This is a genomic window from Lysobacter sp. GQ73 (genome assembly GCF_059758755.1).
On the sequence record NZ_JCAXEE010000001.1, the window covers coordinates 938,980 to 954,168 of the forward strand.

The following is a 15,189-nucleotide window of genomic DNA, read 5'->3' on the forward strand; positions in this document are numbered from 1 at the left end:
AGCGGATCGCCCAATTGTTCTCGTCAAACGGCACCGACGCCATTGCAGACGAATAGGATTCGGGCGCTTAGTGTTAAGAACCTGAGTCATCTGCCGAGTAAAGAGACTTCAGGCGCCGACGGAGAGCCGGTCCAAAGGTACAACGGCAACAATCGATGGCCACTCGCGCCAGCAAAAAGCCCATGTCCGAAGACATGGGCTTTTTCTTCAACACAAAGCGGCATTCGTTGACGATAACTCAAGCCCAGCGTTTAGGGACGTCTATCCGCCAACTTGAACAGCGTCGGAGCACCCCGAATAAACAATTCGACATCCCCCGCCAGCACCAGGGCCAGCACAATGCTTGATCGCATAGTCACTCGCCGACTCGATGGTCGGCCCGCTTGCGGCCTTGATGACTGCACCTTGTCCGAGCACCGTGGGCCACGCTACGGCCGCACATTGATTCTGATAAGTAAACAGAATCTTCTTGCAGCCTTTCGCGCCTTTCTCGGAGCAGCGACCCAGTGCTTCACGCTCAGCCTTTCGTTTGCTGAACTGCCCCACGGATGTACCGACATCTCCGTGATCCGGATCAATGGCGATCGCACCCCAAGTCAGCTTCCAAGTCGGCCCCGCGGGTCGCGCTGGAGCTGAATTTTGCGGCCAGGCGCTCGGCGGGATGCATTGCGGGTTTCCTGCTGAGGGCGTACCCGCTGGACACTGTGCCGAAGCTTGCCCACCACAGAAAAGCGCGAGAACCGCAAATATGGATAGGCCAACCGCTTTCATGACTTGAGTTTCCTTATTCCCTATTGCCGACTCCGCGCTGCCCAGGCCCCACGGGTGTGTCTGCGTTCGCTAAGCCACGTTGGCCCGGCATAGAAGTCTCGGCATGCATTGGTTGCCCAGTTGATACTCTCGGCGCTCCAGCCTGCTGAGGAACCATATTGGACTGATTAACCACGTTATCGCCGCCTCGATTCGGCGCACCAGCACCGTATTGCGGCGGAATCCCGCCACCCGGCGAAGCGCCTTGCGACTGCGGCGGTGCGAACGAATTGTACGAACTGAACTGACCCAACACGCCCTGGAAGAACATCGCGGCCATCGGCGGTGCGCTGATGATCAGCACCGTCAGGATCAAACCCAGACCGCCCTGCTGCAACGCCTGACTCGACATGCCCTGGGTGAACTCAGAGCCCCAGATCGCACCGGCGATCGCGGTACCCCAGAAGACGAGCGCCACCTTGGCGACCATCTTCATGGCGATCGCGACCATCGCACTCAACATCGCCATCGAAAACATGGTTCCGATGCCATAGTACAGCCACTTGCTGAACAGTTGCTTTGTCTGGTCGAACAGCAAACACAATATGAATATCGGTCCCAGTCCGATGAACAAGGCCATCGCAATTTCATAAAGCAACAGCGAAATACCCGCGGTAATCGCCGGCCCGCCGGTACCGAACCCGACCGCCCACATCGCCCGGGTCTTCTCGTCGGTCAATGCCGGATCGCTGACCACCTGCATGGCGTCGATGCTCGACCAGGCCAACTGCATCCAGCCCAGGTTCTCGTCGATCTGAGACTCCGGAGTGGAGTTCTCATCGCCGGTGACGACCCAGTTGATCTCCTTTTTGACGTCGACGGTCAGGAACTCGTGCAAATTCGTTCCGAACACGCCCATCGAGGTAGCTACCGCGACGATGAAGGTCGCGCGCAGCGAATTGGTCACCAGAGCCATCATCGGTTCGCGCGAGATGCCGCTGACGATGCGGTAACCCTGCAAGAGGATCCACAACGTCATCAGAGTCAGCGCGATTCCGCCGACCCACTGCATGGCGTTACCCATCAGTTCCAGGCCGAAATCGCGGATTTCGCCGCGCAAGTAGTTCAGGATCAAACGGAAGAAGACGAAGTCGCCGACCGAATTGACATGCAGATTGAGCCAGTCCAGCGGACTGGAGTTCGGCAGCCAGCCGCCGGTGAGGTTAAGTCCTTTAATCATCGCTGCACCCGCTATCCCTGGAATCGCTGTTGCCGGCCTGGCTCATCGTCCGCATGCGGAGAGCGGCCTTGATTCGAACGTCGCCGTTCGCCCTTGTCATTGCAGAGCCCCCGCCATAAGCCCGGTGCTGAGGACCGTGCCGATCATCGACTGTTTGCCCTTCAGGCCGCGCTTGGCGAGCGTATTCTGTTTGTCGACCATCGCCACGATGTAGGCATCGTAGATGGCCATCTGCGCCTGGTACATCTGGTATTTGATGTCGAGATCGTTCGCCAGGCGCATCGACTCGCTGTTCACGCCGTCCACGTTGCCCTGGTCGCTGCTGGTGCCGCGCTGGCTCTGCACTTGGCCGAGCAGCCGCTGCATTTCCGGCACCGTGTCGCGCGAGAACCTGACGGTGTAGTTGAATTTCTCGACCTTGGCGCTTTCGATGTTCACGCAGATCTGCATCTGCTGCTCGGACAGATCGCCGTCGAGGCTCAAGCCGACCCTCGACATCAGATTGCCGAGAATGCTGCCGCCGCCGCTCGGCTGGCGGCAGCGCTGTTCGACTACCTGCGCCTTGTCCAGCTCGCGCCAGGGCTCGGAGGTCGGCAGGGCGATCGGGTTGTCCAGGAAACTCTGGAACTTGATCAGCTGCTGCTGGAAATGCTGGTACTGCTTTTGCCACTCGGCCATTTCCTTGCCGAATTCCACCGCGCGCTCGACGCTGGTCGCGACCTGCTGACCGATGTTCGCGAGCTGGTGCCCCGGATCGGTGACGACCCATTGCGCGTTGACGCTGCCGGCCGCCATGACGCAGCTAAGCGCCAGGACGCCAACCGCAAGGTTCTTCTTGCACGCCTGCTTGGCATTCGTTTTCATCTTCCCTCTCCCGATCCGATAGTTGCCGCCGGCATTGCCGGCCAGCGATCCATGCGCGCCGACTTACTGCAGCGCGCCAGCCATGAGCCCGGTGCTGAGCATCTGGCCGAGAGGGCTCGCCTGGCCCTTGAGCGCGCGCGTGGCCAAGGTGTTCTGCTTGTCCATCATCGTGGCGATGTAGGCATCGTAGGTCCTCATCTGGGCCTGCCAGGCCTGGTACTTGATGTCCAGGTCGTTGGCCAGGCGCATCGATTCGCTGTCCACGCCCTGGATGTTGCCCTGGCTGCTGCTGGTCCCGCGCTGGTTCTGGATCTTGCCGAGCAGGCTCTGCATCTGCGGCACCGAGTCGCGGGCGAACTTGACGGTGTAGTTGAACTTGTCGACCTTGGCGCTTTCGATGTTCACGCACACCTGCAACTGCTGCTTGGCCAGGTCGCCGTTGAGCTGCAGACCGACGCTGTCCATCAGCCGGCCCAGCAGGCTGCCGCCGGCATCGCCGCACTTCTGCTTGACGACCTCGGACTTGTTCAACTCGACCCAGGGCTCCGAGTTCGGCAGCGCGATCGGGTTATTCAAGAAGCTCTGGAACTTGATGAGCTGCTGCTGGAAGTGTTCGTACTGCTTCTTCCACTCGTCCAGCTCTTTCGCGAACTCGCCGGCGCGTTCGGCGGAGACCGCGATCTGCTGGAAGACGTTCTGGAATGTATGACCAGGATCGGTAACCACCCATTGCGCGTTCACGCCACCCGCCGCCATCGCGCCACCCAACGCCAGTGCGCAGACAGCGAGCTTCTTGGTGCGTGCCTGCTTGGCAATGTTCGATTTCATCTTCCTTCTCCTGATCTGATGGTTGACGTCAGATACTGCTGAATAACGGTTCGCCAGGCTCAAGCCGCGGCGGAATCGGAAACCGCCTTCTTGGCCTGGCCCTTGCCCGAACCCTTGCGGTTGGCGAAAAAGTCCTGCAGCCAGTCGGCGGGCACCAGGTCGTTCTGGGATACGCCCTTCTTGAGGGCCGCCTTCTCGAGCACCTGATGCATGATGTCGATGTTGTCGGTCGACGCGGAAATGACCGACAAGGCATCGTCCATGCCGCGCAGGTTGAGCTGGCAGACCACCGCCGAGTGGCCCTGCTTGACCAGGAAGCAGCGCGAACGCTCGTCGAGGCCCTTGACCACCTGGTACTCGGCGTCGGTGAGTTTGAGGCCTTCGATGTAGTCCTCGCGGCTGGCGTTCGGGTTCGGCAGCAGGATCAAGGTCGCGGTCTGTTCGATCAGCGACGCCGAGATGTCGCTGGCCAGCGCGTCTTCCGGACTTTGCGTCGCGAAGATGCCCATGCCGTTCTGTTTACGGATGGTCTTCTGCTTGTTCTTGGCGAATTCCTTGAGGCCGCCGCTGCCGTCGAGGATCTTCCAGAACTCGTCCATGACGTAGATCAGCGGGCGGCCGTCGATCAGCTCCTCGAGGCGGTGCAGCAGGTAATTGATCACCGGCACGCGCACTTCGGGGTTGTCGATCACATCGGTGTAGTCGAAGCCGATGATGTTGGCTTTTTCGAGATTGATCGTGTCGACCGGGTTGTCGAACACCCAGCCCAGCGAGTTGCCCGCGGTCCACTTGCGCAGGCGCGCATACAGACCGTCGTCGCCCATGTTGGGCAGGCTCTTTTGCAGGTTGGTCATGCTGCGCAGGTGCGGGGGCGTATCGAGGATGTTCTCGACCGCCCGGAAAATGTCCTCTTCCTCGCGCGCCGAATAGACGCTCTTGCCGGCCAGCACCTTGATCAGGTCCGACAGGAACTGGGTATTGGTTTCGTTGTTCTCGCACTGGAACGGGTTGAAGCCGGTCGGCTGGCCGTTCTCGAGAGCGAGGTAGTTGCCGCCGCAGGCGCGCACGAAGATCTCGGCGCCTCGGTCCTTGTCGAAGAAGAAGATCGTCGGCACCGGCTTGAGCTTCTGCACCTGGCTCAGCAGGAAATTGATCAGCGCGGTTTTACCGGTACCCGACTTACCGATCACCATGGTATTGGCGATGGCCTTTTCGCCGAGCGAGTTCTCGGCCGGATGGGTGGCGTGGAAATTGAAGTAATACGGCTGGCCGTTGGTCGTCTGCAGGGTGGTGACGCAGTCGCCCCAGGGATTGTTCTCTTTCTTGCCGGTCGCGAAGTTATGCAGCGGCGACAGGCCGAGGAAGTTCAGCGAGCTGACGTTGGCCAGGCGCGTGCGGTACTTCCAGTTGCCCGGGAACTGGGCATAGAACGACGAGGCCACGGCCAGGTCTTCCTTGGCCGAAATGAAACCGGCGTTGGACAGTTCGGCGCGCGACATCGCCAGGTGCTGGGCGAGCTTTTCCTGGCTGTCGGCGTACACGGTGAAGGTGAAGTGATACTCGCCGAGCACGAAGTTGCCCGAGGCGAGCTGGTCCATCGCCATGTCGAGCTCGATGATCTGGCTGACCGCCTTGTCGCCGGACGAAATCATCATGCCCTTGGTGCGGTCGAGCGCCTTCAGCGCGTCCTGCCGGCCCATCGGGCTGAACGAATGCGTCACGACGTATTCGAAGTCCAGGTACTTCAGCCCGTTGAGGATGCCTGGGTAGGTGGCGTCGGTGTATTCCTTGATGTTGAGGATCGCACCGAAATGATTCACGCCGTTCGGCGTATTGATGACGAAGTCGCCGGACTTGTTCGAGAACATGTGCCGGCTGACCGGCAGATAGTTGTAGACCGGCGCCGGCAGCACGGGCACCGGCTCGTCGATGCGGTTGAGCAGGTAGCCGAAGAACTCCAGCGCTTCGGAGAACACCAGGCCGTTCTTGGCCTCGTACATGCCCAGCCGGTACGGAGCGTAGTCCTTGAGGACCGCCTCGACGTTGCTGGCCAGTTCCATGATCTTGCCGATCGCCTGTTCCTGTTCTTCCTTCAGCTGCTCGACGTTCGCCGACTTCTCGACGAAACGCTTGCCCGACACGATCGGGCGGTAAATCATCGTCAGGTACAGCTCGTTCTGCATGAGCTTCTGACTGGACAGCGACGCGAAGTAGCCGTCCGATAATTCCTGGTTGAAGACCTGGTCGAAATGATTCTTGGTGTTGATGCGGCGGCGGCGGCGGATGTCGTGCACCCAGAACGCCACGTTGACGAAGTCCGGAGCGCGCAGGGTCTGCAGCATCCGGTTGAAAGTGTTGTGGCGATGCTCCAGCTCCCACTCCTCGCGCCCGACGAACGGCAACCCACCCAAGTGCCACACCAACAGGAAGTCGCCCCCGGTCGTCTTCAGGACCGTCGGCGATACGTGGGTGGACAGCGGGATGAACTCGCTGATCGGAGCGTCGGGCGTCAACATAGGGTCGGTACGTGCCTGATGGGGTGGACGAAGCGGTTGTTTGAGGCTGGACGGCTCGGACGGTAACAGCGGTATCGGAAACAACGATGACGCCAGCGGCGGCCATGGACCCCGGCGGTGGATTGCCGGCAAAGCCGGACGTCATTGCGGGCGAGCCGCAATGACGTCCGGAACTTCATTTTTTCGCTTTCTTGTCGCTGGGACTGCGATACAGATTCGGCGTGAACACCCACATGCCCTGGTGGTGTTCCAGGTTGCGCACGCGAGTGCGGAACTGGAGCCTCAGGCCGAGCAGGCGAAAGATCAGTTCGTCTCGCCGCGTCATCTGCCGCATGATGAAAATCACGATCGGCAGCAACACGATGCACCACATGTTGATGTAGAACGTCAGCAGGATCGAAGCCCCCGCGCCGATGGCGAAGGGAATGTACGGCACGCCGAGGAACATCGGCGGGCGCGTACAGCCGCGAAACAGCGCGTTCTTATGCATAGGTGGTCAGGACGTGCATCACCATGCCGACCGGAGCGCCGACGTCTTCCGGGATGACCATGCGGGCCAGCTGGGCGGCCGCGCCGATCAGGAAGCCGCCGATCAGGACCGGGGCCACGTCGGCGATGCGCTTGTGGGCGAAGGCGATCTGGTAGCCGGCGAAGATCACGGCGATCGTCACGATGGCGATCGAGGCGACGTTCAGCAGGCCGTTGAGCTTGGTGATGAAGCCGGTGACGCGACCTTCCGCGTCGGCGCCGCCCTGGGCGAACGCCAGTTCCGGCGCGGCGAGCATGCCGACGAACAGGGCCGCCATGCCGAAGGCAGAAACGAAGTTCTTGAGAATGGTGTTGTTCATGAAGAGATCCCTTCTAGTTCGCGAGTGGACAAAGGTGGTGGAGAAGAATCGTGGGTCTATCGTGGGTCTAGGGAGTAAAGCTTGGGTGCCGCTGGGGTTTGGCGCTGGTGGATCGGTGGTCAGAAAACGAAGGCCTGGTCGCCCGGCGACGGCTCTTTCGACGCAGCGGCCGCGGCGGTGGCCGCGTTCATCGGCATCACCTTGACCGGCTGCGATGCCTGCGGGACCAGCGCGGCCATGCCCATCGAAACGGGCGGGACCGCAGACGGTGATGAAATCGGCGTTGGTGTAGCAGACAACGGCAATTGGGGCATCGCCGCGGCCATCGGCGGCGGCGGCGGCGCCGGCTGCGACGTGGCCAGGGCGGCGGCAAGACGCTGCGGGCCGGACTGGCGGCCCGGCGCGTAGACCGGCTTGGCGGCCGCGACGGCACTGGCCTTGGCTCCGGCGGGCTCGGCGCGCGGCGACTTGCCGATCACCGCGATGGCCTGGCCGTCGGAGGCGTCGCTCGCGGCGCGGTTGATCGAGGCGTAGATCTTCTGCACGTAGCCGTGCCGGAAGCCGGTGACGAAGTTGCCCGAGTAGTAGCAGCTGAACGACTTGCCCCAATCGTTGTTGGAGCGGCTGTAGCACTCGGCCAGGATGCGCGAACCGGCCTGCAGGTTCGGGCAGGCCTCGAAGGCCTTCTCGTAGGAGTCCAGGCCGTACTTGCCGAGGTTGTAGCGGTTGACCTGGGCGACGCCGAGCGAAAAGTTGTAGCCGCGGCGCTCCAGCATGCGCACGGTGGCGATCGCTTCGGGGAGATTCTTGGGCTGGCGCACGAGGCGGCCGCCCACGACGCCGATGGCGTAGGGATTAAAGGACGACTCCACGCGCACGACGTGTTGCATCACTTCATGTGGAACTGCCAAGCCCGGGCAGTTCATCAGCTCAATTCCGGGCAACATTCCTTGATTCCCCCCTGCCGACCTTGGCGCCGACCCCCTGTGAACAGACCGATATGAATGGGTTGCCAGCAGTTGGAGCGACGCCGCAATGATTCATGTTGGAGCCAGGATTGTCAATCGCAATGCACACTTACGTCACTTTTTCACGAATTTCGCGAACGTCCGACACCTATTCAGCGTGCGTGCGTTCCGGATTGAAATCGATGCCCGTGATATAGCGCTGCCCGGCGTGGGCCTTGATGTGCACGACGATGTCGATGGTCATCATCAACAAGCGCTTGATGACCGCGAACTCCAATCCCGAACCTTCGTTCGAAGCCTTCACCATCAACGCCAGCTGATCCCAGGTCTGGGTGATGCTGCCGGCGTGGCAGCTGGTGATCGATCCCGGGTGACCCGAGGCGCAGTTACGAATGAAGTAGAACGATTCGTCGCCACGCAACTCGGCCAGGATGATCCGGTCGGGCTTCATACGCAGGCAGGCTTCCATGCAACTCTTGGCCGTGACGTTGCTCGTGCTTTGTCCACCTTTTGAGTAGAGCAAGTGCACCACATTCGGCTGCTCGATGAAGAGCTCGCGCGCGTCCTCGATCGTCACCAGCCGTTCGTAGGCCGGGATGTGGTTGACGAGCGACTTCATGAAGGTTGTCTTGCCGCTGCCGGTGGCGCCGGCGACGACGACATTCTTCTTGTATTGCACGGCCTTCTTGAAGAATTCGGCGTAATTCCTCGACGCGCGCAGCTCGAGCAGCTCGCGGTCGTGCTCGCTGAGCACGTGCGTCTGCTCGACGACCTGGGCGAAGAAGCCGTCCTCCTCGTACTGCTGCAGGGTCTTGCTGTGCTTGGACGGCAACCGGATCGTGATCGAGACCTTGCCGGCGTCGCAGGCCGGCGGGATCACGAACTGGGCGCGCTGGCCGGTCGGGAACGTCAACGAGACCACCGGGTCGGCATCGGTGATGCGCTGGCCGGTGTTGCTCTCGTTGACGACCGCGGTACAGAACTGCCGGGCCCGTTCGAACGTCAGGCCCGGCACTTCGATCCGGTTCCAGCCCGACCGGGTCTCCAGATAGAGCTCCCCCGGCCGGTTGATACAGATTTCCGTCACATCCGGCGAGCTCATGTACTCGTGGATGCCCAGCACCTGGTACTGGTACTCCAGGAACGCGTTGGATACCTGGGCGATCGGTGAATTGTCCGTATCCATTTCTCAACCAACCACTGTTGTCGATATCACCTGAGGACCGACGAGAAGTCGACGTCCTTGGCGACATAGACGTTCACGATCGTGCCCTGATTGATGGTCACGGTCGGCGGCCGGTTGATGCTCTTGTCCAGAGCCTGGTTGGCCAGACGCTCCATGGCGCGAGCGGTGTTGCTCTCGTAGGGCTCCTGAACCGCCAAGCCGCCGTTAGTGATGGTCGTGCTCTCCGGGCCGTTCTTGGCCGCGGCGTACTTGAACGCGTCGCTGATCAGGCTGATCAGCAGCGCCGAGGCGATGCGGCTGCCCCAGTGCGCGTTGAAGTCGCCGGGGTGGCCGGCGCCGCCGAGGTTGTCGACGCCCGGGCTGGCCATGTTGACGTCGATGCCGTTCGGCGTGGTGATGCGATCCCAGATGACCGACACGCGCGGGCCGTTGATGTTGTCGCTCTGGTAGCGGCCGGAGATCTTGGAGCCCTTCGGCAGCAGCAGGCGACGGCCGTTGATCGAGTAGGTCGGCTCGGTGACGACGCAGGAGGTGAAGCCCGGCAGATCGGTGATGATCCGGGTTTCCATCACGCAGCGGATGTACGTACCGCGCACCAGCAAGGTGTCGGGGTTGTAGATCGGCTGGGCGAAGGCGACTTCCTTCGGCGGCTCGACGGCGACGGCCTTGTTCGGGTTCATCCGGGCTTCGGCGGCGGCCAACTGGGCAGCGAGTCGGTCCTCGGCGTTATAGCCGCCACCGCCACCGCCGCCGCTCTGCCCTGCCATTTCACCCATCCGACGCTCCATCAAGCTCGGCCCGCGCGGACCGGCTTCGACCTGCTCCTGCGACTGTTGGTTCATTTGCGGCTGCGGCGGCGGCATCGGCTCGGCCATCGGCAACGGCGGCATCTCCGCCATCGGTTCCGGCGGCGGCAGCTGCGCTTCGATCGGCTTGGGCAGCGCCGGGATGCTGACCTCTTCTTCCTTGACCTTTTTAGCGTCTTCGTCGCCGGAGGTCGCGCTGTTGAACATCCACAGCGCGGCGATGATCAGCAGCAGCACGATGCCGCCGAGGAACAGCAGCGCCTTGCGGTTGAGCTTCTGCGCTTCGGAGGACTTCAAGGTCGGGGTGCTGGCGTCCAGGTCCGGCGCGGGGCCGGAGGCCTGCTGACCGTAATAGGGATTGGCACCGGCGTAACCGTAGTTGCCTTCTTGCGGCGTGCCCTGGTCGTCCTCGGGGCGGCCAGGCGGGTTGGGCGGCATGTTCTGGCTCATTTCTGCTTCTTCCTGCGCAGACCGACGACGTTATTGCCGTGCCGGATGATCAAGTAGGGATAGGTGCCGTGGACCACGATCGTGTTGTTCTCGACCGTGGTGTTGACCACGAAATCCTCGCCGCCTTCGCGTTCGCGGCCGAACACGGCGGGGAAATTGCCGGTCGGCAGGCTCTTCAGTCCACTGATCTTGATGTAGGTGAACTGGCCGTCGTCGTAGACGTTGGTCGGCACCAGCCAGGACGGCTTCTTGCGGGTCGAATATTGGTAGTCGAAGTTGTAGACGCGGTTCTTGTCGAGCGTCGTGTTCAACTCCGGAACCGGTTCGGCCTTGGTTTCCTGGGCGCTGGAAAACTCGGTGCCGTTCGGATACACGAACTTGATCTTGTACTGCACGCCGGCCTGCTTGGCCTGCTCGAGCACGCGCCAGTCGGTGGCGACGACCTTCAACTCGAAGATGTACGAGTGGGTGCTCGTACGGATCATCATGTTGGTGTCGACGTCGACGTTCTTGGGCTTGATGTAGAAGACGTTGTCGCGCCGGCTCAGATCCCAGCCGGTGCTGAAGCCGGTGCTGTAGTCGAGGATGTTCTCGCTCGGGCTCAGCTCGATCTGGGTGGTGATGCCCAGACCGGTACGCACCGGATAGATGCGGTTGGCTTCGTATTCGTATTCCTGGATAACCTGGGCCGTGGCAGGTAGCGCGAGGCCGGATACCGCCAGAAACAGCAGGGCGGCCAAGCGGTGTTTACGCAGGCAGTTCATCGGTTGCTGACTCCATTCGCATTGCCAGTCGGTGCAGGTGCGGGTGCCGCCGGCGTCATTGCCGGATTGGCGGCGGGATTGGGGGGAACGGGCGCGCCGGGCTGGCCGGGCTGAGCCGGTGCCGTCGGCGGATAGCCGGGGGCGGCGCCGGGAGCGGCCGGTGCCGCGCCGGGATAACCGGGCGCCGGCGCGACGGTGCCGTCGGGCATCAACTGGCCCTGCTGCGGCGCGGCGCCCGGTGCGGCGGTCTGCGGCGTGGTCGGGTACTCGCTCTGGATCGGCGGCGAAGCGGCGTAGTCGTTGTCGACGCGGTAACCGGTGACCTGGAAGCCCAGCGGGTTGAGCACGCGATTGCGCTCGTCCATCTTGAGGTTCGACTTGTACAGGTACTCGATCGTGGCGATCTTGCTGTCCAGCGGCTCGGACGCGCCCGAGGTCTTGTTCAGCACGCTGCGCTGGAAGCGCACCGTGGCGACCTTCGCCTTCGGGCCGGTGTTCTGCTCGCCGTTGAGCTGGATGCTGAGGATCTTGACCCGGACCGTCTTCTCCTTGCCGAAGATCTTGATCGGGTTGTTCGGGTTGGTGGGGCCGAACAGCTGCGAATAGCCGCTGGTGACGTGCGGGGCCGCCATCGCGAACACCGTGCTCCAGTCGCGCTCGCCGATCTGCGAGGCATCGTAGGACTCGCGAGCCATCACGAAGTGCGAGATGTTCGCCTTGTTGATCGCTTCGCTGGTGGCGATGCTGGGATTGACGAAGTCGTCGCGCAGGCGGGCCACGGTCGAGGTGCCGGTGTAGGCATCGGCCATGACCAGGTACGGCACCTTCTCCTTGAGCGGCAGGAAGTAGAAGTAGCCGCCGGCCAGGATCAGCGACATCACCAACGAGGCGGACGCCACCATCCAGGCGCGGCGTTCGCTGCGTCGCGCGATGTCGGCGACGGTGACCTCGTAGTTGGCCGCCTTGGCGACGGCGTTCTCGATCTGCGGAGTTACGGGCTTTTTTCCGAACATCTTATGTCGCATCCATAACTATGGAATCGTTGCCGGCGGCCGCGCGCGCTCGCGCACGCAGATCGCCCGGACGGGTCGGCGTTAGCCGTTCGATGGTTAAGGCGTCGGAACCGGGGCTTGCGCGACCGCTGTCGTCGAGACCGACGAGGGCGCTGCGTCGTCCGCGGAGGACGATGCGGCCGGGGCCGGTTCGTCCTTGGATTTGGCCTGGCGCTTGGCTTTCGGCTCGGGCTCCGGCAACGCGGCCGCGGGACCCGGCGCCGGCGCGGCGACGGCCGAGCGCACCACGATCTTGTCGCCTTCGCGGGCGATCACCACGCCTTGCGCGGCGTACGCCGAATTGAGCTGGGTGACCGCGTCCGGCAGGCTGGTGGTGTGGATCAGCGACACCGCCTGATGCAGGGTGAAGTCCGAATAGTGCTGGTAATCCAGGGTCATATTCGAATCGGCGGCCCAGCGGGTCAGCATGTTCTTCAGCGTGCCGTCCATCGGCGACGGATAGAACACGTAGGACTGATGCAGCGGGATTTCGCTGGGCGCTTCGGAATACCGGTTGACCGGCTTCCAGCGGCCGCCGAAATCCGGCGCGGGTCGAGTGGCGCAGCCTGCCAGCGCAATCGCCAGCAAAATCGCGACCCACAAACGAGGGCTGGTTGCAGTTGTATGTCTCACGCTTTCCCCGGCTTTATTGATTGAACTGACGCACGAAAAATCGCCGCTGAGGCCGCCAGCCACGCCTGGACTCGCCAGCGCGTCGCGACTGGCCCCGCCGCGGTCATTGTTGGTAACGGATTAGACGGACCGAAGCCGGCCAAAATGAGACGGCGGACACCTTTGCAGCGGCAGTGCGTAACACGCCTGCCCTTTCTGCACCGGGTCGCGAAAGTAAGGCCGCGCGAGACGCGCGACGCGTAATCATCGTTCTGTCCATGAACTCCCCTGCTGCACGGTTAAACCGTTGAACGTGCGTCTGACGACACTCGTAGACGAAGATTAGACCGAAGTCAAAGCTTTGGGCAAGTGGTTCGACGAAAAAAGTGCAATCTAGAGTTGCGACTCAAAGTCCGGCCAGGCGTTCGATGGCCGCGTCCAGGGTCGCTTCGTTCTTGGCGAAGCACAGGCGCGCCAGTCGTTGGCCGGCCGGCGGCGATTCGTAGAACGGCGACAGCGGAATCGCCGCGACGCCCTTTTCGACGGTCAGCCAGCGGCAGAAGGCGGCATCGTCGAGGTCGCTGATCGCCGAGTAGTCGACCAGTTGGAAGTAGCCGCCGGGCACCGGCAGCGGCTTGAGCCGCGTGGTCGACAGTTGCTCGCGAAACCGATCGCGCTTGGCCTGGTAGAACTCGCCCAGGCCCTCGTAGTGCCCGGGCTCGGCCTCGATCATCTCGGCGAACGCCCACTGCGCCGGGGCGAAGCTGCAGAAGCTGTTGTACTGATGGACCTTGCGCAATTCGGCCGACAGCGCCGGCGGCGCGATGCAGTAGCCGATCTTCCAGCCGGTGCAGTGGTAGGTCTTGCCGAAGCTCGACACCACGAAGGCGCGCTCGCGCAACTCGGGGTAGCGCAGGATCGATTCGTGGCGGCGCCCGTCGAACACGATGTGCTCGTAGACCTCGTCCGAGAGCAGCCAGAGCTTGTGCTCGCGCAGCAGCTCGGTCAGGCGCGCGATGTCGTTCGCGTCGAACATCGCCCCGGACGGGTTGTGCGGAGAGTTGATCATCAACAGCCGGGTCTTGGAGGTGACCGCGGCGCGCACCCGGTCCCAGTCGACGGCGAAGGTCTGCGGGTCCAGCGGAACGTGCACGGCGCGGCCGCCGGCCAGGTCGATCGCCGGCTCGTAGCTGTCGTAGCACGGGTCGAGCACGATCACTTCCTCGCCCGGGCGGACCACGGCCTGGACCGCGTCGAAGATCGCCTCGCTGGCGCCGGACACCACGGTGATCTCGCTGTCGGCATCGGGCCGGTGGCCGTAGCAGCGCTCGGTCTTGGCGGCGATGGCCTGGCGCAGGGCCGGGATGCCGGTCATCGGCGCGTACTGGTTCCTGCCGTCCTTCATCGCCCGCGCCAGCGACTCGACCAGGCGCGCCGGCACCTCGAAGTCGGGAAAGCCCTGGCCCAGATTGACCGCCTGGTGCTCGAGGGCGAGCTGCGACATCACGGTGAAGATGGTGGTGCCTACTTTCGGCAGCTTGGTTTCGAGCGTCATGGGCCGGGACGGATCGCGTACGGGGCATCGAGTGTAACGGCGCGGTGTTGCAGGCGGTTAGATCGCATCCGGCGGCAAGCCGTCCGGGTCGACATACCGATATGCATCCGGCCCATTGGACAGCCGCCGATCAACGGGCATTGCACTGTCCGCCCGGGGTCGGGACACTGGCGTCATGCGCGAACTACAAGTCGTCGATGCAGCCGAGCTGGCGGTCGCCTACGCCGCGGCGGACTATGCGGTGGCCCTGGACGGAGACGCGCTGCCCCTGCGGGTCGGCCGCCCGGCCAGGGACCTCGAAGCCTACTGGCCGGCGACACACTATATGTTCGTGACCGCCTGGAACCCGGCCTCCGAACCGCATTCCGACAGCGCCAACCGCGCCGCCGACGAGCGCCTGGTGGCGCGCCTGGATGCGGCCGGGGTGCAGCGCCACGCCGCCTGGGCCGAGGACACCGCCGGCGAATGGCGCGAGCCGGGCTGGTTGCTGGCCGATCTCGACGAGAGCATCGCCCATGCCCTGGCCCGCGACTTCGGCCAGGCCGGAGTGCTGGCCTGGCGCCGCGGCGAACCGGTCCGCCTGCGCATGCTGATCGCCCGCCCGGCCAACGCCGAGCGCTCGGAGTTCACCGACTGGCTCGGCGATTGAGCCCGCCCCGGTCCAGGCCGCGCGGTCCGGCGCGCCCGCGGTCGTCCTCGCGCTCGCCCTCGATCGCGGGATCGATCGCGGGATCGGCGGCGGACTCGCAT

Annotated in this window: 14 protein-coding genes and 2 pseudogenes; 2 read left to right on the forward strand and 14 right to left on the reverse strand. The window is 63.2% G+C overall.

Features of this window, described 5'->3' with window-relative positions; translation table 11 throughout:
- The first annotated feature begins 182 nt into the window (after nt 1-182).
- The gene (locus AC6CH2_RS03660; protein WP_435396978.1) at nt 183-347 is read left to right on the forward strand and encodes a hypothetical protein; all 165 of its coding nucleotides are present in this window, start codon (nt 183-185) and stop codon (nt 345-347) included.
- Between the two features lies 1 nt (nt 348).
- Here the strand turns inward: AC6CH2_RS03660 and AC6CH2_RS03665 are convergent.
- The 14 genes and pseudogenes from AC6CH2_RS03665 to AC6CH2_RS03730 all read right to left on the reverse strand — a co-directional run.
- Nucleotides 349-771 (reverse strand): annotated as a pseudogene (locus AC6CH2_RS03665) (DUF4189 domain-containing protein); the annotation flags it as partial.
- 13 nt (nt 772-784) lie between these two features.
- Nucleotides 785-1,990, reverse strand: coding sequence for a TrbL/VirB6 family protein (locus AC6CH2_RS03670; RefSeq protein WP_498267979.1), 1,206 nt, complete (start codon nt 1,988-1,990; stop codon nt 785-787).
- Nucleotides 1,991-2,086: 96 nt separating this feature from the next.
- Nucleotides 2,087-2,854 carry a TrbJ/VirB5 family protein gene (locus AC6CH2_RS03675; protein WP_498267980.1) on the reverse strand — a complete coding sequence of 256 codons (768 nt, stop codon included), beginning with the start codon at nt 2,852-2,854 and terminating at the stop codon, nt 2,087-2,089.
- A 63-nt stretch (nt 2,855-2,917) separates the two neighbouring features.
- Nucleotides 2,918-3,682, reverse strand: coding sequence for a hypothetical protein (locus AC6CH2_RS03680; RefSeq protein ID WP_498267981.1), 765 nt, complete (start codon nt 3,680-3,682; stop codon nt 2,918-2,920).
- A gap of 59 nt (nt 3,683-3,741) precedes the next feature.
- Complete coding sequence (locus AC6CH2_RS03685; RefSeq protein WP_498267982.1) at nt 3,742-6,198, reverse strand: VirB4 family type IV secretion/conjugal transfer ATPase; 2,457 nt, start codon at nt 6,196-6,198, stop codon at nt 3,742-3,744.
- A gap of 175 nt (nt 6,199-6,373) precedes the next feature.
- Nucleotides 6,374-6,688: a VirB3 family type IV secretion system protein gene (locus AC6CH2_RS03690; protein ID WP_435396973.1), complete on the reverse strand. Its 315-nt coding sequence runs from the start codon at nt 6,686-6,688 to the stop codon at nt 6,374-6,376.
- Entirely contained in the window at nt 6,681-7,046 is a 366-nt protein-coding gene (locus AC6CH2_RS03695; protein WP_498267983.1) for a TrbC/VirB2 family protein, read from the reverse strand. The genes AC6CH2_RS03690 and AC6CH2_RS03695 overlap by 8 nt, the downstream gene beginning before the upstream one ends.
- A gap of 119 nt (nt 7,047-7,165) precedes the next feature.
- The gene (locus tag AC6CH2_RS03700) at nt 7,166-7,993 is read right to left on the reverse strand and encodes a lytic transglycosylase domain-containing protein (protein WP_498267984.1); all 828 of its coding nucleotides are present in this window, start codon (nt 7,991-7,993) and stop codon (nt 7,166-7,168) included.
- Between the two features lie 169 nt (nt 7,994-8,162).
- Entirely contained in the window at nt 8,163-9,200 is a 1,038-nt protein-coding gene (gene virB11 / locus AC6CH2_RS03705) for a P-type DNA transfer ATPase VirB11 (protein ID WP_435394307.1), read from the reverse strand.
- Between the two features lie 26 nt (nt 9,201-9,226).
- Nucleotides 9,227-10,456 (reverse strand): TrbI/VirB10 family protein, encoded by a 1,230-nt coding sequence (locus AC6CH2_RS03710; RefSeq protein ID WP_498267985.1) that lies wholly within the window; start codon nt 10,454-10,456, stop codon nt 9,227-9,229.
- Nucleotides 10,453-11,220, reverse strand: coding sequence for a TrbG/VirB9 family P-type conjugative transfer protein (locus AC6CH2_RS03715; RefSeq protein ID WP_435394305.1), 768 nt, complete (start codon nt 11,218-11,220; stop codon nt 10,453-10,455). The genes AC6CH2_RS03710 and AC6CH2_RS03715 overlap by 4 nt, the downstream gene beginning before the upstream one ends.
- Nucleotides 11,217-12,233 (reverse strand): VirB8 family type IV secretion system protein, encoded by a 1,017-nt coding sequence (locus AC6CH2_RS03720; protein ID WP_435394304.1) that lies wholly within the window; start codon nt 12,231-12,233, stop codon nt 11,217-11,219. Before AC6CH2_RS03720 ends, AC6CH2_RS03715 begins: the two co-directional genes overlap by 4 nt.
- Before the next feature lie 279 nt (nt 12,234-12,512).
- Nucleotides 12,513-12,875, reverse strand: a pseudogene (locus tag AC6CH2_RS03725) (hypothetical protein); the annotation flags it as partial.
- 415 nt (nt 12,876-13,290) lie between these two features.
- Entirely contained in the window at nt 13,291-14,439 is a 1,149-nt protein-coding gene (locus AC6CH2_RS03730) for a pyridoxal phosphate-dependent aminotransferase (RefSeq protein ID WP_498267986.1), read from the reverse strand.
- Between the two features lie 175 nt (nt 14,440-14,614).
- Here AC6CH2_RS03730 and AC6CH2_RS03735 point away from each other — a divergent pair, with 175 nt between their 5' ends.
- Nucleotides 14,615-15,088, forward strand: a complete 474-nt coding sequence (locus tag AC6CH2_RS03735; RefSeq protein ID WP_498267987.1) for a DUF3293 domain-containing protein — start codon at nt 14,615-14,617, stop codon at nt 15,086-15,088.
- Nucleotides 15,089-15,189 lie beyond the last annotated feature (101 nt).